The sequence below is a fragment of the Furfurilactobacillus rossiae genome (assembly GCF_013394005.1).
GTDB lineage: Bacteria > Bacillota > Bacilli > Lactobacillales > Lactobacillaceae > Furfurilactobacillus > Furfurilactobacillus rossiae.
In genome coordinates, this window is sequence record NZ_CP040586.1 from 281,278 (window position 1) to 303,500 (window position 22,223).

Annotated in this window: 22 protein-coding genes; 13 read left to right on the plus strand and 9 right to left on the minus strand. The window is 42.7% G+C overall.

Features of this window, described 5'->3' with window-relative positions:
- Positions 1–61 precede the first annotated feature (61 nt).
- Complete coding sequence (locus LROSL1_RS01360) at positions 62–1,300, minus strand: S41 family peptidase (RefSeq protein WP_178913471.1); 1,239 nt, start codon at positions 1,298–1,300, stop codon at positions 62–64.
- Positions 1,301–1,385: 85 nt separating this feature from the next.
- Between LROSL1_RS01360 and LROSL1_RS01365 the strand changes: the two genes are divergently transcribed.
- From LROSL1_RS01365 to LROSL1_RS01380, 4 genes are all read left to right on the plus strand, one after another.
- Positions 1,386–2,303 carry a helix-turn-helix domain-containing protein gene (locus LROSL1_RS01365; protein ID WP_178913472.1) on the plus strand — a complete coding sequence of 306 codons (918 nt, stop codon included), beginning with the start codon at positions 1,386–1,388 and terminating at the stop codon, positions 2,301–2,303.
- Positions 2,304–2,488: 185 nt separating this feature from the next.
- Positions 2,489–3,469 (plus strand): aldo/keto reductase, encoded by a 981-nt coding sequence (locus tag LROSL1_RS01370; RefSeq protein ID WP_178913473.1) that lies wholly within the window; start codon positions 2,489–2,491, stop codon positions 3,467–3,469.
- Between the two features lie 461 nt (positions 3,470–3,930).
- Positions 3,931–4,161 (plus strand): type II toxin-antitoxin system RelE/ParE family toxin, encoded by a 231-nt coding sequence (locus LROSL1_RS01375; protein ID WP_178913474.1) that lies wholly within the window; start codon positions 3,931–3,933, stop codon positions 4,159–4,161.
- 4 nt (positions 4,162–4,165) lie between these two features.
- The gene (locus LROSL1_RS01380; RefSeq protein WP_178913475.1) at positions 4,166–4,444 is read left to right on the plus strand and encodes a helix-turn-helix domain-containing protein; all 279 of its coding nucleotides are present in this window, start codon (positions 4,166–4,168) and stop codon (positions 4,442–4,444) included.
- Positions 4,445–4,531: 87 nt separating this feature from the next.
- Here LROSL1_RS01380 and LROSL1_RS01385 read toward each other — a convergent pair whose 3' ends face one another.
- Positions 4,532–5,398, minus strand: a complete 867-nt coding sequence (locus LROSL1_RS01385) for an oxidoreductase (protein ID WP_178913476.1) — start codon at positions 5,396–5,398, stop codon at positions 4,532–4,534.
- 214 nt (positions 5,399–5,612) lie between these two features.
- On the opposite strand from LROSL1_RS01385, the gene LROSL1_RS01390 reads away from it, so the two are divergent.
- The 3 genes from LROSL1_RS01390 to LROSL1_RS01400 all read left to right on the plus strand — a co-directional run bounded on the left by LROSL1_RS01390 (position 5,613) and on the right by LROSL1_RS01400 (position 8,282).
- On the plus strand, positions 5,613–6,200 hold the full coding sequence (locus LROSL1_RS01390) for a TetR/AcrR family transcriptional regulator (RefSeq protein ID WP_178913477.1): 588 nt from the start codon (positions 5,613–5,615) through the stop codon (positions 6,198–6,200).
- Positions 6,201–6,286: 86 nt separating this feature from the next.
- Entirely contained in the window at positions 6,287–7,054 is a 768-nt protein-coding gene (locus LROSL1_RS01395) for a spr1630 family ClpXP-sensitive toxin (RefSeq protein WP_178913478.1), read from the plus strand.
- 37 nt (positions 7,055–7,091) lie between these two features.
- Entirely contained in the window at positions 7,092–8,282 is a 1,191-nt protein-coding gene (locus tag LROSL1_RS01400; protein WP_178913479.1) for a spr1629 family repressor/antitoxin, read from the plus strand.
- A 66-nt stretch (positions 8,283–8,348) separates the two neighbouring features.
- Here LROSL1_RS01400 and LROSL1_RS01405 read toward each other — a convergent pair whose 3' ends face one another.
- A complete protein-coding gene (locus LROSL1_RS01405) occupies positions 8,349–9,281 on the minus strand; it encodes a YczE/YyaS/YitT family protein (protein WP_017260694.1) in 933 nt (310 codons plus the stop codon).
- 275 nt (positions 9,282–9,556) lie between these two features.
- On the opposite strand from LROSL1_RS01405, the gene LROSL1_RS01410 reads away from it, so the two are divergent.
- Positions 9,557–10,702, plus strand: a complete 1,146-nt coding sequence (locus tag LROSL1_RS01410) for an acyltransferase (RefSeq protein WP_225440544.1) — start codon at positions 9,557–9,559, stop codon at positions 10,700–10,702.
- Between the two features lie 52 nt (positions 10,703–10,754).
- On the opposite strand, the gene zwf is transcribed toward LROSL1_RS01410, so the two are convergent.
- Both zwf and LROSL1_RS01420 read right to left on the minus strand, forming a co-directional pair.
- Positions 10,755–12,218: a glucose-6-phosphate dehydrogenase gene (gene zwf, locus LROSL1_RS01415; RefSeq protein ID WP_178913481.1), complete on the minus strand. Its 1,464-nt coding sequence runs from the start codon at positions 12,216–12,218 to the stop codon at positions 10,755–10,757.
- Positions 12,219–12,371: 153 nt separating this feature from the next.
- Complete coding sequence (locus LROSL1_RS01420) at positions 12,372–12,668, minus strand: putative quinol monooxygenase (RefSeq protein ID WP_017260697.1); 297 nt, start codon at positions 12,666–12,668, stop codon at positions 12,372–12,374.
- Positions 12,669–12,773: 105 nt separating this feature from the next.
- Here LROSL1_RS01420 and rihA point away from each other — a divergent pair, with 105 nt between their 5' ends.
- Complete coding sequence (gene rihA / locus LROSL1_RS01425) at positions 12,774–13,709, plus strand: pyrimidine-specific ribonucleoside hydrolase RihA (RefSeq protein ID WP_178913482.1); 936 nt, start codon at positions 12,774–12,776, stop codon at positions 13,707–13,709.
- 47 nt (positions 13,710–13,756) lie between these two features.
- On the opposite strand, the gene LROSL1_RS01430 is transcribed toward rihA, so the two are convergent.
- From LROSL1_RS01430 to LROSL1_RS01445, 4 genes are read right to left on the minus strand one after another with little or no spacing between them, the layout of a single operon-like run.
- The gene (locus LROSL1_RS01430; protein WP_017260699.1) at positions 13,757–14,692 is read right to left on the minus strand and encodes an NADP-dependent oxidoreductase; all 936 of its coding nucleotides are present in this window, start codon (positions 14,690–14,692) and stop codon (positions 13,757–13,759) included.
- A gap of 36 nt (positions 14,693–14,728) precedes the next feature.
- The gene (locus LROSL1_RS01435; RefSeq protein ID WP_017260700.1) at positions 14,729–15,187 is read right to left on the minus strand and encodes a heme-degrading domain-containing protein; all 459 of its coding nucleotides are present in this window, start codon (positions 15,185–15,187) and stop codon (positions 14,729–14,731) included.
- Between the two features lie 9 nt (positions 15,188–15,196).
- On the minus strand, positions 15,197–16,228 hold the full coding sequence (gene iolG / locus LROSL1_RS01440; RefSeq protein WP_318653000.1) for an inositol 2-dehydrogenase: 1,032 nt from the start codon (positions 16,226–16,228) through the stop codon (positions 15,197–15,199).
- Positions 16,229–16,254: 26 nt separating this feature from the next.
- Complete coding sequence (locus LROSL1_RS01445) at positions 16,255–17,712, minus strand: sugar porter family MFS transporter (RefSeq protein ID WP_268885891.1); 1,458 nt, start codon at positions 17,710–17,712, stop codon at positions 16,255–16,257.
- 419 nt (positions 17,713–18,131) lie between these two features.
- Between LROSL1_RS01445 and iolG (LROSL1_RS01450) the strand changes: the two genes are divergently transcribed.
- The 4 genes from iolG (LROSL1_RS01450) to LROSL1_RS01465 are packed head-to-tail and all read left to right on the plus strand — an operon-like array spanning position 18,132 to position 22,201.
- A complete protein-coding gene (gene iolG, locus LROSL1_RS01450; RefSeq protein WP_178913483.1) occupies positions 18,132–19,142 on the plus strand; it encodes an inositol 2-dehydrogenase in 1,011 nt (336 codons plus the stop codon).
- 16 nt (positions 19,143–19,158) lie between these two features.
- Entirely contained in the window at positions 19,159–20,067 is a 909-nt protein-coding gene (gene iolE, locus LROSL1_RS01455) for a myo-inosose-2 dehydratase (protein ID WP_017260704.1), read from the plus strand.
- Between the two features lie 28 nt (positions 20,068–20,095).
- Positions 20,096–21,133 (plus strand): Gfo/Idh/MocA family protein, encoded by a 1,038-nt coding sequence (locus tag LROSL1_RS01460; protein WP_178913484.1) that lies wholly within the window; start codon positions 20,096–20,098, stop codon positions 21,131–21,133.
- A 27-nt stretch (positions 21,134–21,160) separates the two neighbouring features.
- Positions 21,161–22,201: a Gfo/Idh/MocA family oxidoreductase gene (locus LROSL1_RS01465; RefSeq protein ID WP_178913485.1), complete on the plus strand. Its 1,041-nt coding sequence runs from the start codon at positions 21,161–21,163 to the stop codon at positions 22,199–22,201.
- Positions 22,202–22,223 lie beyond the last annotated feature (22 nt).

Consider the following 22,223-nt stretch of genomic DNA (forward strand, 5'->3'; position numbering starts at 1 on the left):
CTGGAGGTGGCAAACTTAGACCTCAATGGCATGACGTTAACATTTAATAAATTGAGTCGTTTTACTGAATCAAATTCTTTAATACATAATTCAAATCGACATCTTCCGTCAGCATTTTCGGTGTCCACGGAATGTGAATATCTGGGGCATAGCCAATATTGTCGACACCTTTTCCCTGATCAATGGCAGTCGTTCTGGTTGTGGGGTACCAAAACTCAAACGCGGGAAATACTTCGGCGGCTTCGTTAGCGTAGTCGATGACACCCGCCGAGTTGCGGCCAATAATTGTGACTTTAGGGGATGCGCTGGTGATATGGATGAAATTATCACCGGAACTTCCGCACTTGCGGTCACAGAGGACATAAACGTGGGTTGGCTTAGCATGTCCAGAAATAACTGTGTCCTCATCATCAAAACTATCTGAGAAGTGGGCTAGCCCAGCATGCTCGTGCCTTTTAAAGTCATTCAAAATGGTATTTAAATAGGCTTGCGTACTCTGGTCATCTTCGCTGGCAAACTCGTTAAAGATCCGACGCCGATTGCGTAAATTTGTTGGCGTATAGTTGGTTTCTTGGACAATATTTGGGTCGATCTTATTAAATATAGTGTTTAACGTTGTTGAATTGGAAAACAGCCAGTTCAACAAGGGATAGTAAACGTTATCTGAGCCACCACCGTTTATACGCACATCAATAATTAAATTGTCTAGTTGAGACAGTTTTTCGGCATATTGCTCTAATAGATGATTCATTGGAATCGCGCTAGCAAAGTCTTCTAATGTCATGAGGCCAGTTGTTGAAGAAAGTTGTTCATAGTCGTGCCGAATTTGTGGATTGTACCGTTTGCTAAGTTTTATGGTCAGTGTTGTGCCGTTAGATAATGTCACGGTGTGTGCTTTACGTAAAAGTGGCGACCATTCTTGGTGTTCAATATTTGCGTCCAATCTCGTTTTATAGAGCTGTGCCATTGCTTCGATTGAATGATCATCAATGGCGACGATTTGCGAGCCTACTGGTATTTTCTTGTCGTAGGTTTTAGTTACGTACAATGTGTTTTGATACCGCTGGGTAAAAAATGGCGTCCGTAGTTCCGTGTGATTTGGACGGTACAGAAAACAATGTTGATCCTTAAAATCAGCGAGGTAATCCTCGATGATGTCGCTCAATTGATCAGTGTTAAGCGAAGTAGTCACTTGTTGTCGAAAAGCGTCCGGATGGTCCCACGTTGCCTTGTCTTTAAAACCGGCGTAGTCGTGATGCATGATGTGAACAATACGATCAAAAATTTCTAAGTTGGTCATTTTAGTTACCTCCGTTTGAGATTAAAGCTAGTGTAGGTAAACGAAGGAACGTGATGTTCTGTTATACGTCTTGTATACTGGACATATGGAACAAACAGTGTTTGGCATTACGTGTCGACAAATTCGACGCAATAAAGGACTAACGCAAAAAGAGGTTTATCTTGGCGTAATGTCGCGGTCCTATTACGCGGCGTTTGAACACGGTGATTACAGTATTTCTGCCGAAAAATTGATTGCCGTAGTGGCTAATTTGCGGATGACGATGGCGGAATTTATGTTTATTTATCGTGGTTATCAAGCAAGCGAGCCAGATCAATTACATCATCACATTCAGGAACTGTATAATCATTGGCAACTTGATGAGCTGATGGCGATTTACGAGCAGTATCGTCACAGTAATGATCAGTTGCAACGGTTCAACGCGATTTTGGCATATGCACTGGTGTACATTACCAGCAATCATTCGCTAAAAATGAGTACGACACCCATTGATGAGTTGTGGGCCTATTTCATGAATTTGAAGTCGTGGACGTTAACGGATGCCAAAACAGCGGACATTCTGTTGTCATTATTTCGCGTTAAGTCACCGCAACATGAACAGTATATTTTCAACGAAATTGTGAACACCTACCACCGTTTTGAAAAGTTGTACGACCAGGAAAATAATCTGGCAAGTGGTCTGGCAAACGCCTATTTAGATTGGCTTCAAACGTTATTACTCGAACATCGTTATTCACTGGCTCATGAAGTGGTTGATCAAATGCGGAAAGAATCACTGTTTGATCAAAACATGGAGGCGACGGTGTTACGACGATTGGCACGAGTTTTAGTTGATTTATATGATGACTATCCGCAGGCCAAACGTGACGGGGATGAGTTGCTAAACTGGTTAAGCAATTTACATTATGGTCAGACAAACATACTAACCGCAATATTTGAGGTTCATAAACTGCGAGGCCAAACGCATTATGAACGGTATAAAATGCCGAAGCAGTCTCAGTAAGTCGTAGTTACATTCAGGTGCGTACTTTTCATCCAGCGACAGACTGCTACACTAGAATCTGTGGGCGATTAATGTGGTGACCGTTTGAACATGTAATCGTCAGTGACTATGAGAAATCTGACATTCGATGCCAGAGAATTATGATAAAGTTGATGTGAAAAATAGCTTAGGGGGAGACACAAACTATGCAATATCGTACGTTAGGTAAAACTGGCTTTAAAGTCAGCGAAGTTTCGTTAGGAACCTGGCAACTCGGCGGTAAATGGGGCGATCCGTTTAGCGAAAAAGATGCTTTGGACACGTTGGAAGCCGCTTATGACGCCGGCGTTAACTTCTTTGACACCGCTGATATTTATCAGGATGGTGCCAGCGAAAAGGCCATCGGTAAGTTCTTGAAGGGTAAAGAAGACAAGGTTCACGTGTCAACTAAAATTGGTCGCAAACTCGATCCGCATGTTGCTGAAGGATACACCAAAGAAAACATCGAAAAGTTCGTGGATGAATGTTTGACCAACATGGGTGTCGACAGCTTGGACAACGTTCTGTTACATTGCCCACCAACTGCCGTTTACTACAATCCAGAAGTCTGGTTCGAATTGGACAACTTGAAAAAGGCCGGCAAGATCCAAAACTACGGGGTTAGTGTGGAAAAGGTTGAAGAAGCCATTAAGGCATTGAGCTACAACATTTCAACTGTCGAAATTATCTTCAACATGTTCCGTTTACGTCCAGCAGATTTGTTCTTCAAACTGGCTAAGGAACAAAACGTCGGCATCTTGGCACGAGTACCACTGGCTTCCGGCTTGCTATCCGGCAAGTACACGGCCGACACCAAGTTTGGTAAGAACGACCACCGTTCATACAACCGTGACGGTTCCGCCTTTGATAAGGGTGAAACATTCTCCGGCGTGGACTACATGACTGGTGTGAAGGCTGCTGATGAATTGAAAGAACGGTTGGGTTCAGACAACTTGGCCCAAACGGCTTTGCGGTGGATCTTGATGTTCGATGCTGTTTCCACGGTTATCCCTGGTGCATCCAACCCACAGCAAATTGACCGCAACGTGAGCGCCGCTGATGCGCCCGCATTGACGCATGACCAGATGCTCATCGTCAACGATGTTTACAACAAGTACATTAAGAATCCAGTTGAGTATTTGTGGTAAAAGAGAAGAGCGTGAACAGACCCGTTTTGGCCTCGAGCAATAAGAAGTAAGAAGAATTATTCGGTGGTTTTCCGAATAGTTCGGCTTACAGCTTATGCACAGAGGCCAGGGTCTGTGAACGCGTTTGCATTGTAATATTAAAAGGATTAAATAACATCCAAAATCGGTCACTGCGAAGGAGAGTTTCTACCTTTACAGTGGCCGATTTTTATTACGCATAGAATTTGGGTGACTGTGGCCTGCGTTATGATCAGTTGAAGTATTCAAAAGAAAAGGTCTAAAGGGTGCTAATTACATAAGTTAAATCAATAGCAAAATAATAGCGATTACGCTATTATGAATGCATAAAAAATGGGGACAAATTTATATATTCGTCAGAATTCGAAGCGTTTTATAATGCATTGCGTCCGGCTGATAAGGCAAAGTTAGCTTGAACAATCCAGCAGGTAAAGACTCTTGGAATGAGAATAGCTATTCAACAAAAATGGGTTAAAAAGTTAGATAAGAATCTTTATGAAATACGTTCTCGACAATCTTCCAATATCCAACGGGCAATTTACTTTCAGATAGTTGGAAATGATTACGTAATAACACATGGATTTACGAAAAAGACGCAGCGGACACCACAGCGTGAAATTAACCATGCTAAAAGAATTCGTGATGAGTATTTAAAACAGATGAAAGGACAGTGATAGAATGGAATTTAAAAAGTTCGATGACCTTTTAAAGGAAAGTATGAAGGATCCTGAATTCGTAAAGGGATACGAGAAGGCGGAAAAGGAAGGTCAGGCTGCTATGCAAATTTACAATTTACGAAAGAGTCTGGGTCTGAGTCAGGCGAAGTTAGCTAAACGGGCAGGACGATCACAGTCAACAATTGCTCGTATTGAGAACGGCAATATGAACCCTCGACTGGAAACTTTGGAACAAATAGCCAAGAGTGTTGGGAAAGAAGTCAAAGTTACAATCGTGTAATCTATAAAGAACGCTAATTCATACTTTTTTAAATAAACAGACAAGGTCTCGCAAATTTATTAACTACTTGCGAGGCCTTGTCTGTTTTTAATTAAATTGTTCGTTACTTGTAGCGTCTTCCTTCTTCGTCAAATTTCGTTCAGCAATTCGCATTGCGAACCGGATGCCGCGGTCGATAGTCTTGTACGAAAACTTGCGAACGGCGATGACGACGGCTCGATCACCCCAAGATAACTGATAGCGTGTTTTTGGATTAACGGTCGTAGCCGCTTTGAACATCAGGTGGGCGATATCATCCGCTGTGGCGCTGAAGTTCATGCTGGCGTTAGCGTAAATTTCAACCATCTGACGGTAAGGAGACTCTTTTGGCGTTGCTTCCAACATATGATCTGCAGCAATCTGTTGCCAGTTTGTTTTCGTGCCACCTGGTTCGATGATGATGACGTCAATGCCGAAGTCTTTGACTTCCAAACGAAGGGAGTCGCTCAAGGCCTCCAAAGCGTGTTTGGAAGCGTAGTACCAGCCACCAAGTGGTGAGTACATTTGGCCACCGATAGAAGAATTGTTCAAAATTTTGCCGGCATGTTGGGCACGCATTGTTGGTAAAACGAGTTGAATCAAATCAGCGGCGCCGAAGACATTTACGTCGAATTGACGTTTGGCCTCAGCTTGGTCGACGTCTTCAACGGCGCCCATGGAACCATAACCGGCGTTGTTGATCAGCACGTCAATGCGGCCTTCGTTTTCCAATGCGGCATCGACAAACGCCTTGTTGGAGTCGTGGTCCGTGACATCTAATTTCATGGTGTGGATGCCTTGTTGTTCCAGTTCAGCCATAGGTTCCGTGTGACGGGCACCAGCGTAAACCGTGTAGCCAGCGTTATTGAATTGAATGGCAGCGGCCTTGCCCATGCCTGATGAAGCACCAGTAATTAAAGCAACAGATTTAGTCATAATGAAGTTCTCCTTTTTGATGTTCAAACGAACAGCAGTGATGGTGTCAACGTTAATTTCGTTTGAAGAATGATTGTTCTTTTTAGATTTAAAATAAAAAATCATTCGCGATGAGCATGTGACCAATATAAAAGAACGAACGTTCTTTGTCAACAATAAAATCAAAATAAATAATAAATTGACGAGGAACAACCATTCTTTTATAATGTAATGCATGCGAACAAAGAATGAACAACGGCCACAGGAAATTATTGATGTCGTGGCGCACATGGTGATTGAGGAAGGCATTTCCAGCATCGCCATGGGGAAGGTGGCCAAGCGCATCGGCATCTCACAATCGAATATTTATTTGTACTTTAAGAACAAGGATGATTTACTCAAACAGGTATTCTTGGCGCAAAAAAACAAAATGAGCGATTATATGCGCGATCATTTCAGCGAACAGCCAGGGGCAATTGCTAATATGAAGTTATATGCACGAATTATTTATCAATTTGCCATTGAAAATCCTGTTGCGATGGATGTCATCACACAATACGAGAACTCCCCAATTTTTGCTCAGATTGATATTTCAGCAGAAGAAGCCGAGATGGACTTTGACCGGGTGACAGTGTTAGTTAAGCGAGGAATAGCTGATGGCATCGTGCGGGATACTGACCCATATGTGCTGATGGCCATTGCGTTTGATACGCTGGTTCGGTACGCTAAGTCAGTTCGTGACAAGATTGTCGATCCGATTCAAGTGCCATTGGAAACAATTTTAGACATTCTGGAAGCGGCATGGTTGGCACCGAAAGAATAATCTATCGGCGGGTGTAGTATTATCATCTTTTCGTTTTCTTTCACTTTAAAAAAATGTACAATAAAGTGAAATATATGGAGGCGATAATGATGGGGTTAAAAGGGAACGTTGAAGACTATTTTATTTCTAGCGAGTGCGCACATATATTAGTTGACGGCGCATTAATTGGTAACCAAAATTATGCACAAATGCGTATTCGTGAAAATGAACAGTTAATTGTCAGTCAAGGCTTGAGTTGGGCAAGAGGCAATTTTGTCGATACGGCTATTGCCAATGAAATAACTGATAATCCTCAAGCTGGTATGATTTATAACCAAGCTGTGGCAGGTTATACTTGGCAGTATTTGCAATTTCAAACAAAGCCAGAAGATAACTCAATGATCATTGTTCGCCCTACACGTTCGTCAAATATTGAACATGGTTTTAAAATGGACACTAAGCATCTCATTAACAAAAACAGTTTGAGATTAGGCACTATTAATGCCAAGTATTTCGATGACAAAGAATCACGAGTTGTCGAACAGCTGGATCTTGGATTAACTCTTGAGGACATCGACACGGACGTTACTCGAGTGTTAGAAGATGGAACGCTTAAGCAAAAATTCAGCAAATTCTATATTTTTTCATACTCTATGAATGAACAACGTGAAATTGACAAAGCGGTATTGTACATGATGAATCCACGTTTACAGAGTTTAGAATTGATTCAGGACTTGTCTGGACTTATTATTGCAAGTCAGTTTGGTAGGCTGACGGAGGATGAAAAAGAGGCCGTGAACCACGATATCGTTATTCCACAAAGTGAAAGTTATCCTGTAAAAATCACCCAAACTCGGTCCGGTGAGAACGCATAACTAAAAAAACAAAGGATTAGATTGAGGTGAAACAATCATGTCAGTGACTTTTAATGGATTGAGGCTACGAGACATTAGAGAGGCCAACGGCTGGTCACGACACGATTTGGCTGACCACTTGGAAGTTAGTGAACAGACCGTGTGGCAGTATGAAGTAGGCGAAATTGTTCCAAGATTTCAGATATTAGTACAATTAACAACCTTGTTTGGAGTCTCGGTCAAATATTTTCAAGAAAAGAATTTGATTGCTCAAAGATTTGATGAGCGCCATGTGGCATATCGGGCTAATTTGAGGTCTTCTGCTAAAAAGAGTAGGAATGAACTGGCCTTTTTAAATAGAGCTTCTGATTTACTTGATAGTCTGACAACTAACGTTTCGTTTCCGAATGAAAATATAAAGCAATTGCAAAAAGCGACGGTTCAGTTAAGACGTGATGCTGAGGTAACTATTGATCAAATTGCTGACATGGCACGAGTTAAACTTGGCATTAACAATAAGAATTCGAATCTGATGGAAAGCATTGAAAATGCGGGCGTATTTGTAATCGAACGGAATTTACACGAGGATATTGACGCATACAGTAGTTGGTCCCAAGATGACGTTCCATTCATCGTTTTAGAGAATGGAAAATTCTCAGGAACAAGGCGTAATTTTGATTTGGCGCATGAACTGGGACATTTGTTGATGCATCGCGATTGGAACTTCTCTATGGAGGCACCAAAGGAATACCGAAAAGCAGAACAAGAGGCCAATGATTTTGCTGCGGCCATGCTAATGCCTGCGGATCTACTAGAATCTTTGATAAAAACGGTTGTTGTTCGGCCAACCATTCCTGACCAGTATTTACCTATCAAGGTAAAGCTAAATGTATCACTAGCTGCAATCGGTGTGAGAGCTACACGACTGGGGATCCTTAACGGCACACAGGAAAGATATTTCTTTGCCTCCATGGCTAGGAAAAAATATCGAAAGAGAGAACCTGAAGAAAACAAAATTCCCTACGTACGACCAGGCAGAATAAGAGCTATTGTTGAGGCGCAAGTGAATGCGAATCCTGATTTTCTGAACAAGTTATTAAGTAAAAAGGGAATTAAACAAGAATACTTTGAGGAAAGTTTAGGTATAGAGACGAGTTTTATTAACAAATTTGTTGCTGATACTGCTGGCCGAATTGTTCCTTTGAGAAGAAATTCAAAAAACTATTTCGACTCACGAAAAAAGCTGTAAACAAAATTTATATATGTTTAAAGGAAAAAGCAACCATCATAGATAGTTGCTTTTTCCTTTTATAGCTCATTTAGTTTCGTCATTGTTATCATGTCGCCGTTTAGCTTCATTCTTCAGCATTTCATACTGTGCCGACATGTTGTCGTAAATTTGCTTGGCGTTGTCCAAATTCTTCTTAGTGACGTTCAAACGGCCAGCCAACTCTGCATTTGAGTAACCGGATAACCGTTGTTGGGTGTGGACGGTCATTTTGTAGGCGTGAGAGACAGCGCCGTAACTGACGCGGCCTAACTCAACGATTTCAGTGCCGACACCCTTGAAACTTGGTTGCGTGCTAAACCGGTCGATGCTGGTGACAGCGTGTTGACTGACATGAGTGTTCCAATAAGTAATCAGTGGGCCAGTAAAGAAGGCGACGATGATCGTTGCGATGCCGACTGGGCCGCCAGCTAAAAGCGCTGCGAGCATGAAGAGGACATCTTGAACAATCCGGACGATGCGGTATTGAATGTGCAAACGGTCCGACGCAATTGGTGCAATCGCATCATAAGGGGCAACCCCAAGGTCGGCGGTCATGTATAGAGAAGCGCCTAACGTAAATAGCAACAGACCAATAATGGCATCCGCCAAAATCGTAAACAGGTTAACAGTCGACGGTAAAATCGATTTATAGATGGCGGAGAACCACTGAATTTCATAACCGACCAGTACCATGTTCAGCACGGTCCCAATCCCGATCTTCTTGCGGTCAAGTAAAACGATGAAAACGAAAATGACCACGTTAGCAGCCAATTGATATGTACCTAAACTGAGGCCAAATTTGTTCGCCATGCCGGTGTTTAAAGCGGTGAAGGGATCTAAACCGACTTGGCCTTCGCGCAAGAATGTAGTCCCGAGCGATAAGATGGCAATGCCGAAGAACGACATCAGTGTTTTTAAGGTCACACTGATGACCTTGTTGGGTTGAGGTTGATCCTTAGTTGATTCGATGTTTGTCATAGAGACCTCCTAGGACGTTAATTGCTTAAATTATCGTCTAACATACAAAAAGTTATCGTTAATTTCAAGGGTTAGTGCTTCATTGGTCTATTAGAAGACTAAGATGGAAAGCGATGAACGACTGGTCTTACAGCTATTTGCGACCATATTGGTTCGTGGATTAAGTTAACGTTAAAAAGTCGCACTTACACGGCGAAGTCCACGTGATGGGGTGCTATCGAATCGGCAGACGTGTAAACTAGTTAGTAATGAATTTACTGAAAGGAGGACGAATCGTGGCAGAGGTTAATGAAGAAAATGATCCGAATCGCACAGATGTTGGCGACTTCTTGAAAGTGTTTGCCTGCACCGCAGTGATGTTACAAACGGTCCTCGGATTCGCCCTCGACGTTGGCCCAAGTACTGCTCAGCAATCTTGGATTATCGGTTGGTACAATGCCGTTAAGTTCACCGCCCCTGCCTTTATTTTCGGAATCCTCTACACAACGGTTCGAACGACCTCACTGCGAACTTTGCATGGCGATTATCTGCCTTATTTACAGAAGCAGTGGACAGCCTTGTTTACGCCAACCATTTGGTGGACGTTGGCTTATCTAGTCTTAATGCCGAGTCTGCAACAACGGGAACGCTTCGACGGTCTAGTGAGTTTCAATTGGCAGTTTGTGAACGGTAACGCGGCGCCACATCTGTGGTACAACACGATGATGTTGCAATTCATCGTGCTGATGCCACTGTTCGTCGGCTTAACTCGATGGCTGACCGGTCATTCTGGACGAGGTGTAGCGGTGAGTTTGGTCACCCTAGTTGGTTACGTTTGGTGGGTCGCTATTTACGATGTGGAAGTCTTCAACGGCCCGCGTGCAAACGACTGGTACCTGCTGGATCGCGTGTTTATCAGCTTTATCCTGTACGCCATTGCTGGGATTCTGCTCTGGGTGTTCCGTGACCAGCTGATACCGCTGCTGACGCGTTGGTGGTGGGTCGCCGCCATTACTCTGATTTGGTCCTGGTGGCGCAATAATGTTGAGTTGAAAAGTTTCAATGGCGGACTGACATTTGCTAATGCGCCTTATTTGAAACCGGCAGGAGTAGTTTACGCGCTGAGTGCAATTGTCCTCATTATTGCGCTGGCGTTGTGGCTGATCAAACGGCAATCTCAGTTGTTGCCCACAGTTCACTTTCTTGCCGTCTATGCATACCGCGCCTTTCTGGGCAACGTGTTTTGGATGAACCTATTGTGGCAGGGTGAACGACTATTCGGCTGGCAGAGCAACAATGCACTGGGCGCTCGCGTCGCCGTGACGTATGTACTCGGATGGGCGCTGGCGTTTGGCTTCGCGATTGAAGGTCACCGGCTGGAAACGTGGATTAAAGCGGGTGCCGAACGGATTTACCTGAAAGTCGAACAGTCTAAAGCTTGAGTGAACGTAAAAAACCTTCGCAGATGAAATTCTGTGAAGGTTTTATTTGTCTCTATTTAGTCGGGTCAAACGCCCAGTAGCGTCCAGTCCGTGTTAACAATTCGTCGGCTTGCTCCGGTCCCATGCTGCCTAATGGGTACTGGTGAATAATCGGTGAGGTCTTTTGCCAGCCTGCTCGAAGCGCGTCGATAAACTGCCAGGCAACGGCGATTTCACGCCACTGTGGGAAGTTTTCCGTATTGCCATCGATAATGTCGCTCAGCAGCGATTCGTACGCTTCCGGAGTCTCGAATCCAGTTGCTGGTTGCGTGTTGGCAAGAATCGCGTTGGTCGAGCCAAACGTTTCTTCGTCACTGTCCCGCGTGTTGAGTTGCATCGACAATCCTTCATCGGGATCAATGAGGATCGTCAGGATGTTTGGCGCCAAGTGGTCAATCACTTGATGATGTTCCTCAAATAGTTTGAGCTGTGGGGCTTTGAACACCACGTCAATCCGTGTCGTTTTCGTTGCCAAACGTTTGCCTGTTCGGAAGTAAAAGGGCACGCCATCCCAACGGTAGCTGTTAAAGTTCAGTTCACCGGCGACAAACGTTTCCGTTCGTGAAGTCTTGGGGATGCGCTCCTCGTCGAGATAGGCGGGTTCCTGCTGGTTGCCAAGATACTGACCCAGCACGAATTGTTGATCAACTTGCTGCAAGTCCGGCGTCTTCAACATGCGTAATGCGGCTACCTTGGCCTCCGTCACGTCCTCTTGTCGAAGCGAGATGGGCTGGTCCATCGCTAACAAACTAATCAGTTGGAAAATATGATTCTGCGTCATATCGCGGGTTGCCCCCATCTGATCATAGTAACCGGCTCGGTTTTCAAGCCCGACCGTTTCACTCAGCGTTACCTGAACATTGTCGATGAAGTGGCTGTTCCAGATGCCCTCGGTTAGACCATTGCCAAACCGCGTCAACATAATGTTCTGCACCATTCGTTTCTCGAGGTAGTGGTCAATCCGAAAAATCTGGTCCTCGTGAAAGAGATGATTCAATTGTTCATTTAACGCCTTGGCACTGGGATAGTCCTGACCAAACGTTTTTTCGATGACGACGCGTTTATATCCTGGACGGGCCAGAAAACCACTATCTGGCAGGCTGGCAATGATTGGGCTAAACAAGCGCGGCGCAACGGCAAAGTAAAAGATGCGGTTGCCGCCGAGATCAAACTGCTTGTCGATATCGTGTGACTTGGTAGCAGCTGCCGTATAATCGGTAGCTTTTGTCACATCCATCGTTTGATAGAAGATATGTTGTAAAAATCCGGGAATGTCTGGTTTCGTTGACCGTCGCAAAAAGGGTCGAATGAACTCCCGATAATCATCGTCTGTAAAATTCCGATTCGACAGAATCAGTACCGCAAAGTTCGCAAGTTTCCCAGTATCAAATAGTCCCAGCAGCGACGGCATCAGCATCCGTGTTGTCAGGTCCCCCGTCCCGCCAAAAATCACTAATTGTACGTTTGAAGTTGCCATGTCCGCACTTCCTCCACGCGTTTTGTGATAAATCTAGCATGAAATAAATACGAGGGAGCAATTCAGTATTTGAAAATGGAGATTGCGTCATGGCCAGGCCAACAGTATTCATTCAGTGATTTTACGAACATACGATTAGGCCTAACATAAAATTTAGTTCTCATCGGAAACATACTGATGAACAGCAGGCAAGTGTGTAACAAGATTTGACAATTCACGATTAAATTGTTGATTGTGCCCAGAGTTAGCATGTAATTCAATAGAGGATTCGCTATCCCAGGCTTCGATCATTTGAAGCTCATACTGGTTTTCAACATCCTGGAACAAACTAAATGATATATTGCCTCGGTCTTTTCTAGCGTGGTCAATTTCAACTAAGGCAGCCTTTTTAAACTGTGTTAACAATTCTTGATCATGTTTGATATGAAATTCGCAGTTAATGATTTGCATAATGGTGTCCTTTCTTGAATAAAACATGTAATGTAAATGTGGATTAAAGTACATTTTCCACAATTGAAAAGTGATATTGTTAGTGGAAAAGTTGGAGGCCTTGTTTTGGAAAAAATTATTCTGGATTGTGACCCTGGTCATGATGATGCAATCGCAATGATGATCGCAGTAGCAAACCCCAATATTGAGTTGTTGGCTGTTACGACCTCTGCGGGTAACCAAACGCCTGGGCGGACATTGACCAACGCTATGTCGTTGCTGACTTTGATGAAACGTCAAGATATTCCAGTAGCATCGGGTGATAAAAAGCCTTTGATGCGTGACTTGATCACTGGTGTTAGCATGCATGGTGTTACTGGTTTGGATGGTGCAGATTTGCCGCATCCAGATTTTTTTGCACAAAATGTACCGGCAACGGAACTAATCGCGAGGGTTTTACAAGAGCAGGATGATCCAGTAACAATTGTGGTTACTGGGCCATGCACCAATATCGCACTATTTTTATCCGTCCATCCTGAGTTGGTCAATTCAATTAAACAAATCGTCATTATGGGTGGCGGTATGGGTCTCGGAAACTGGGAGCCTACTACAGAATTTAATATTCTGGTGGACCCTGAGGCCGCAAAAATCGTCTTTGATTCTGGTGTGCCAATTGTTTTAGCACCCTTGAATGTTGCTTTTGAAGCGCAACTACTCGATGAAGATGTCAAAAAAATTAACAAGATTACAAACCCAGTTGGTGAAGCAGTTTCTGGATTAGTTGCTTATTACGGCATTGCTTTTGGTCAGGATCGTTGGGGATTTAAGGGGTTGCCACTATACGATCCATGCACTATTGCGTGGCTGATTGATCCAGATATGTTTGAAGGTCGTGTCTGCAACGTTGAAATTGAGACTAAGGGAGAGTTAACGTCCGGTGAGACAATTATTGATTACTACAATATGACGCACCGTAAAAAGAACGCTAACGTACTTTTTCATATAAACAGGGAGAAGTTTGCTCATTTAGTTATTTCTAGCTTGGAGTCGTTTGATAATTAAAGAATAACCGTTCAAATGCCTAAAAATAGGCTCTTGAACGGTTATTTTTATAACGTCACGATGACCTTTCCATCAGGATTTCCGTTTGAAACGAGGTTTTGCCCGTTTCGAATACCTAAAAGAGTGAAAGACTCCATCTTGCCGATGCTGACGTGAAGCTGATTATTTCTAATCATTAAAGATATGGCGGCAAAGGCGTCGCTGTCTAAATAATCTTTCTTGGGAATCATTTGGCGGTATGAAGCATCTGGTTTTTGCGTTGTATCGTTGGGAAGTGTTGTTAAGGATACATAGATTCCCCTCGGTTTAACGATAGGGACACCAGCTTTGGCACCAGTGCCACCGTTTGTGGCATCAACAACAATGTCGGCTACGGAGTTGAACTTTTGTCCGACATGCTCAGTATCGTAGGCACCAAATTCATTTGCTCCGAGTTTTAGCACTGTTTCTTTTGCTGTATTGACATCTGTACCGATGACGTATAGTCCTAGTGCTTTGGCCATTTGAACAATCATTGATCCGACGCCACCTGCTGCACCTAGAACTACGATTGTTTGACCTGGACGCACTTGAGCGATATGAACGAGAACGTTGTATGCAGTGATTCCTGAAAGGGGGAGTCCTGCTGCTTCGTTTCGATCATACTCAGCAGGTCGTAAACCGATGTTAGCACTTGAAACTTTGAAATATTCAGCGTAGGTGCCTGTACCAGCATGTGCAATGATTTCATCGCCAATGTGATAATCAGAAACATTATTACCAACAGCAGTAATGCGTCCGACCGCGTCTGTCCCTAAAATTGTTGGGAATAGAAGAGTAACGGAATTTTTGAATCGTCCGCTTCGTACAGCTACGTCAAATGCATTGATTGCAAAAGCTTCGTTTTTTACTAATACTTCATTGGCCGAAATCGTGGGCATTGGCATTTCCAATTCTTCCATGACGTTGGCATCGCCGTATTGATTGAAGCCGAATGCTTTCATCTTTGATAACCTCCTTGGCAAAGGAATCTACTATTTTTATGACTGCTTTAAGGCAGACAATGCCTTATATGCCAAATCGTGATCGCCCTCATCAGTTAAGCCAGAGACGATTAATGTGCCTACAATACCAGTGCCTTGAACGCAGATTGGAAAACCACCACCAACGATTGCGTAATCCTTGGGGCTAAGTCCGTTTGATTGGTAGTAATTATCTGGATTATCAGCATAGATTGCTTTTTCTAGTAGCGAACTATGCTCGTAAGCATTCACAACATTGGCTTTTTTCTCAATCCAAATATTGTTTTCATTGGTTGTGCTCGTGCCGGCATGGAAATAAACTTCACGGTCATTCTTTGTAATTAGAATGCATACGCGTTGAAAATCATCTCCACCAATGGTTTTTAATTTCTCAACTAATCGATCAACATCTTTTAAACCGAAGTGATCTAATGTTGCGGCATCTTCCTGTTTAAGAATCTCATCAATTGATAACATACTGACCTCCTAATCTAATGAAAAGTTCGTGTCCACCTTTTGTGGGAGACCTGTTTCTAAGGACTTCTGAGCTGCAATGGCCGCACGTTGCGCCATGATGACATCTTGTCCGGAGGCAACGACGGGTTCATCGTTTAGAATTGAATTAACAAATGCCTTCATTTCGTTAATGTAAGCATTACGATAGCGTTGAACAAACATCGGTAGAGGCTTTTTCATAATCTTGTTTTTATCAGTGTACAGTTCGACAGTGCTTTCACTAACGTTTTCTGCTTTTAACATTCCTTCAGATCCGAATACTTCAACACGTTGATCATAACCGTAGACGGCACGACGACTATTATCAATAACGCCGTATGCGCCGTTTTCAAACTGCAAAACGAGCGCTAATGTGTCAATATCGTTGATATCCTTGAGTGTGGGATCGATTAAGGTGCCACCCTTTGCGTAAACTTCGGCAATGTTGCTGTTCATCATGTATCGAGCCATGTCAAAGTCATGCATGGTGAAATCAAATAAAAGTCCGCCGATTCGCTGAATGAGATCATGAGGTAATAAGTCAGGGTCCCGCGAAGTTATTTTAACGACTTGTGGTGTTCCGATTTCTCCTTGTCGAACATTTTCAAAAATATTGCGGAACTGAGGATCCATTCGACGGTTAAAACCCATTTGCAACTTAACGTGGTTTTTTTTGACGGCTCGAAGAACGTTAACGCTGGCTTCTTCAACGGTGTTCATGCTCAGTGGCTTTTCGCAGAAAATATTTTTACCTGCGTTTGCTGCGGCCGTCACAATTTCTTCGTGAGTATCCGTAGAAGTAAAGACAAAAACGGTGTCAATATCGGGATTGTTCAAAATGTCGTGATAGTCGCGAGTTCGATTTGTAATCCCGAGATCGTTTAATTCAGTTGAGATCTTTTCGATAAAAACATCTGCAACCTGAACAATATGAATTTCAGGAATCGTCATTAGATTGTGTAAGTGCATTTGACCTGCACGACCAAGACCGATAATACCGACGTTAATACGTTTCATACTCATAATTTAAAACCATCCTTTATGCATTATTATTTTGATTCGGGATTAACTCCTGAATCATCGCCATATTTAAATTCCAGTTGGATTTGTTCGAGAGATTTGCCTCGTGTTTCTGGAGCAAATTTGTAAGCGAAGATGAACGATAGAATGTTGCAACCAACGAAGACTACAAAGGTGAGAGATAATCCAATGGCTGACATCAATATTGGGAAAAAGAACCCAACTAAAAAGTTTGAGAACCAAAGGAAGAATGTTGATACGCCCATGCCGAGACCACGCAAATTTTGAGGAAAGATTTCTGAAAGCAACAACCAAGTTGTGGGCGAAATGCATCCTTGGAAAAAACCGAGAAACGACATGGTCAAAAGAATTACAAAGAAGGGCAGCAGTGACGAATGACTAAGCGTAGCCGATACAATCGCGATTAAGACCAGTGAAATGCTGGTTCCCGTGATTCCTGTTAAAAGCATTCGTCGACGATTGACTCGATTCATCATACGCATGCCAATGTAGGTTGCTACCACTGAAACCAAGCCATTAGAGATGTTAGCGATTAGTGCGGCACTATGACCAAAACCAGCTTTCATGAGAATCGTCGTTCCGTAGTACATCATGATGTTGATTCCAATAATTTGTTGCATAACACCTAGACCGATACCAATTAGGACTAAACGACGAATCCATGGCTTACCTAAGTCGCGAAAACGAGCTTGAGCAGTTTCTTTTTCCTGCGCTAAAGTATCCTTGATTTGTTGAATTTCTCTTTCGGAGCTGGCCTTGTCCGGTCGAATTTCGGTTAACGTAGACAACGCTTCCTTTGTTCGACCTTGCATGGTTAACCAGCGGGGCGATTCAGGTACAGTTAACATCCCGAAGAAAAGTAAGACAGCCGGAACCATGCCAAAAGCGATCATATAGCGCCAGATATTGGAAACATTTGTAAAAATAGAACCTAACGCTGCGTTAACGATGAAGGCAAGTAATTGACCGCCAGTTATCATTAGTTCGTTTTGCGTAACCAATCGTCCGCGAATGGCAGGCGTCGACATTTCCGATAAAAATGTCGGCACGATGACGGATGCCCCACCGACGGCCAATCCTAATAAGAACCGGAAAATGATAAGAATAAGGGCATTAGGTGCGATGGAACAGATAGCAGTTGCGACAAAGAAAACAAATGAGAGATAAAGAAGGACCCGCTTTCTACCGAATTTATCTGCTAGACGTCCTGCCGCAATAGCGCCGATAGCTGCACCTAATGTAATGCCACTCGTGACCAAACCTTCGTCAGTTGGCGTTAAATTTAGTTCCTTAGGTGACGACATATAGGAAAGTGCACCATTAATGACTCCGGTATCGACTCCGAACAACAGTCCACCGAGAGTTGAGATGATGGCGATACGACGTAGGTTTTTTGAAGCTTTTGTGTTAATTGGCACTTTTGACTGCACATCTGAAGCTTCAAGACCAGTTGAATCATCGTTCAAAATAGCCACCTCCAGAAAAAATAAATTTGTAGACGATTCAACTGTTGAACCGTCATTTTTTTTGAGCAAATTATGATATGAAATCGACATCTTTGTGCAAGCCGGAACGCTGTAACGGCCTTATCAAGGACATCATCTTCACAAAGTGATTGTGCGCACAAGAAGATAATTTAACTTCGATTTGAATTATTTCACGAGTGCTTGTGATTGTCAACACATCAAAGTAAAACGCTTTCTTTTTTGACTTTAAAATAAAAGGAACTGTTGACAAAAGCCTTTATCATGCTATTATGACGTCAGATGAAGCTGGTAGCTGAGAACCATAAAACGATGCGTAAACGGTATAGCTAAATATATTTTCACAAGCATTTGCTCAGTTACAAAATGCTTCATACCATAACATGAAAGGAGGTATTCACATGAACAATGACAAAAAAATCACAATTGGAATTATCGGTATGGGTCGTATTGGAAATGTTCATTTCAAAAATTTAAAGCAGATTGACAATGTCGAAATTAAATCAATTTGCGACATTGTTGCTAAGGATGACTGGGTCGAAAAATATTCGGTGAAAAAGGTGGTCAAGGATTATCACGAAGTATTAGATGATTCTGATATTCAAGCGGTCTTGATATGTACACCCACGGATTTACATCCACAAATGACTATTGATGCAGCTAAGGCGGGTAAAGATATTTTTTGTGAAAAGCCGGTCGGATTTGACGATGCTGAAATTTTAAAAGCATTAGATGCTGTCAAAAAAGCCGGCGTTAAATTCGAAGTCGGATTTAATCGTCGGTTTGATAAAAATTTTGATCGGATAGTCGATTATAGAAGAGACGGCAGTCTTGGAAATGAGCAGGTATTAAAGATTACTTCTCGTGATCCGGAACCACCTTCGATGGATTATGTTCGTCACTCTGGCGGTATTTTCATGGACATGACGATTCATGACTTTGACATAGCACGATTCATCACTGGCGAAGAAGTTGATCGCGTGTTTGTAACTGGCAACGTCATGATTAATGACGAGATTGGCAAGGCCGGAGACATTGACACTGCCATCATTACGTTAATGTTTAAGAATGGCATGATGGGCGTGATCGATAATAGTCGACAGGCTGTTTACGGATATGATCAACGCATTGAATTGTTTGGCTCAAAGGGCATGGCACACGCCGATAATGTGATAGATTCGACGACGACTTATTCGTCAAAGGATAACGTCGAAGGTGATAAACCAATGTTTTTCTTCCTGCAGCGTTATATGGACGCATACAAAAGAGAACTTGAGTCATTCTTTGGCGCGGTTCGCGGAGAACATGAAGTCCAATGCACATTTGAAGATGGCATTCGTGCAATTCGATTAGCTCAAGCAGCAAAGAAGTCATTAGATACAGGCGCAGTTGTTTCAGTTCAAGACATATAAAACGGAGGCAATAGTTATGGCATCAGATGTTAAAAATGACATTAAGTGGGGCATTGCTCCTATTGGTTGGCGGAATGATGATATTCCATCAATCGGAAAAGAAAACAATCTTCAGCAATTATTAAGCGACATTGTTGTCGCAGGGTTTGATGGCACCGAAGTGGGTGGCTTCTTCCCAGCACCAGAAAAGTTGAACTACGAACTTAAATTACGCAATCTACACATTGCCGGTCAGTGGTTCAGTAGTTATATCATTCGTGACGGTATTGAAAAGGCGAGTGAAGCCTTTGAAAAACACTGTCAATTTTTGAAAGCGGTTAATGCCCCAGTTGCTGTTGTCTCTGAACAAACGTATACGATTCAAAGATCTGATACAGCTAATATTTTCACGGACAAACCACATTTTACAGATAAAGAATGGGATGAAGTTTGCCAAGGGTTAAACCATTACGGTGAAATTGCTGCCAAGTATGGGATTAAGGTTGCCTATCATCACCACATGGGAACTGGCATTCAAACGAAAGAAGAAACAGATCGCTTGATGGCGAACACGGATCCAGACAAGGTCGGTCTGCTTTTCGATACAGGACATATTTATGTTTCTGATGGAGACTACATGAGCCTATTAAACGACCATATTGATCGAGTTGTTCATGTTCATTTCAAGGATGTTCGTAAAAAGCAAGAAGATGATTCACGCGCAAAAGGACTCACTTTCCAGCAGGCCTTTTTGAACGGGATGTTCACAGTACCTGGTGATGGCGATTTGGATTTCAAGCCTGTATTTAAGAAATTGGTCGAAAACAACTACAAGGGCTGGATTGTTGTTGAAGCTGAACAGGATCCTGACAAGGCTAATCCGCTAGAAATGGCTCAAATTGCTCGCAAATACATTGATAATAATTTAATTTCTCAATTTAACTAAATCAATTAAAAAAATAGGAGACTACATCATGGCTGAAACACATGTTACCAAAGTAGGGATTGTTGGTATTGGTTTTATTGGATCAGATCACTTACACCGTTTGACGAAAACTATTGCTAACGTGGATGTCACTGCTGTTTGTGATATTGTACCCGGCAAAGCACAGAAAGAATTGGATCGACAGGGGTTAACTGCTCATGACTATTTGGATTATCATGATTTGGTTAACGACCCAGATGTTGACGTTGTTGTATGTACTGCGAATAACGAAGCCCACTACGAAATCGTAATGGCAGCTTTAAAAGCCGGTAAGTTCACATTCTGTGAAAAGCCATTGGCCTTAGATGCAAAACAGTGTTTGGATATCATTGCCGAAGAAAAGAAATATGGCAAACGGATGTTGCAGGTTGGATTCATGCGCCACTACGCACCTGAATATGTACAAATGAAACAAATGATTGATGAGGGTAAAATTGGCGCGCCATTAATGATTGACGAACGTCATTATAACCAAACTCAGCCGGAAGAATATGATTCAAGTCGGTCAATTATTGAAACAGCAATTCACGAAATTGATTTGGATCACTGGTTAATCAATGATGACTATGCAAATATTCGTGTCTTTAGTCCAAAGCAAACTAAGTACGTTCAAAATGCTAAGATTCAAGACCCAATGATTGTCATGATGGAAACTAAGACTGGCATTAACATCATTATTGAAGTCTTTGTTCGTTGTCAGTACGGTTACGATATCAAATGTGATGTTATTGGTGAAGAAGGGGTTCTGGAATTGCCAACGGTACCACAAGTTGCTACTCGTTTGAATGCTGAATACAGCACTGCCATTTTGACAGACTGGAAGGCTCGTTTCGAAAGTGCTTACGATATCGAATTCCGTGACTTCATCGATCATGTTTCACAAGAAGAATCACCAGTTGGTCCATCTGCATGGGATGGTTACATTGCTGCAGTTACTGCGGATGCTGCCATCACTTCATTGAACGATAAAGGTGCTACCCAAGATTTGAGTTTCCCAGAAGCACCAGCATTATACGCTGAAAATTAAGGTTATTAATTCTTGGAGGAATTAACCATGGCAAAACAGGTAAAGCCAGTTCGCGTTGGAATTATTGGTTTAGGTCGTTTAGGTTCAAGGCACGCACGTCACTTAACTGAGAAGATTCAAGGTGTTGATGTTGTTGCAGCATGTGCCCTTGATAAAGATCAATTGCAGTGGGCACATGCTGAACTTGGGATTGAAAAAACATTTCTCGACTATAAAGAAATGATTGATCAGTCTAGTTTAGACGCTGTTGTTATCGTTGCACCGACACCATTCCATCCAGAAATGACAACTTATGCTATGAATGCGGGATTGCATGTATTTTGTGAAAAACCACTTGGACTTGATCTTGAAGAAGTTCAAAAAATGGCAGATACCATTCACCAACACCCTAAGCAGATTTTTCAAAGTGGATTTATGCGCCGCTATGACAAGTCATATCAGTACGCAAAGAAGATAGTTGATGAAGGCAAGATTGGCAAAATCATTTATATGCGTGGTTACGGAATTGATCCAATATCCGGAATGGAAAGCTTCAAGAAATTTGCATCTGAGGCCGACTCTGGCGGTATTTTCGTGGATATGAATATTCACGATGTTGATTTAATTCGATGGTTTACACATCAGGAACCAGTCGAAGCATATGGATTAACTAGTAATATTGCCGCTCCTGATTTAGCGGATATTGGAGAATTTGAAACTGGGGTTGCTCAGTTGAAGATGGACGGTGGTGTTATTGCCACTTTAATTGGTGGCCGTCATGCCGCACATGGCAATCAGGTTGAACTGGAAGTGATGGGCTCTAACGGTTGGCTTCGTGTCGGTGAACATCCAGATCTTAATCGGGTTACGGTTTTTAGTGAAAATGGTGTATCTAAGCCATCTTTGCAAAGCTTTGGAGCCCGCTTCGATGAAGCCTTTCTGGATGAAGTTCAAGACTTTATTAGCAATATTGCTAAAGGTGAACAGCCCGAGGTAACGGTAGAAGATGGCATACGGGCTTTGAAGATTGCCAAAGCATGCCAGGAATCTGCTAATACTGGAAAACTGGTCAACATTCCAAAGGGATGATCTAAACCTACTATAAGAAAGA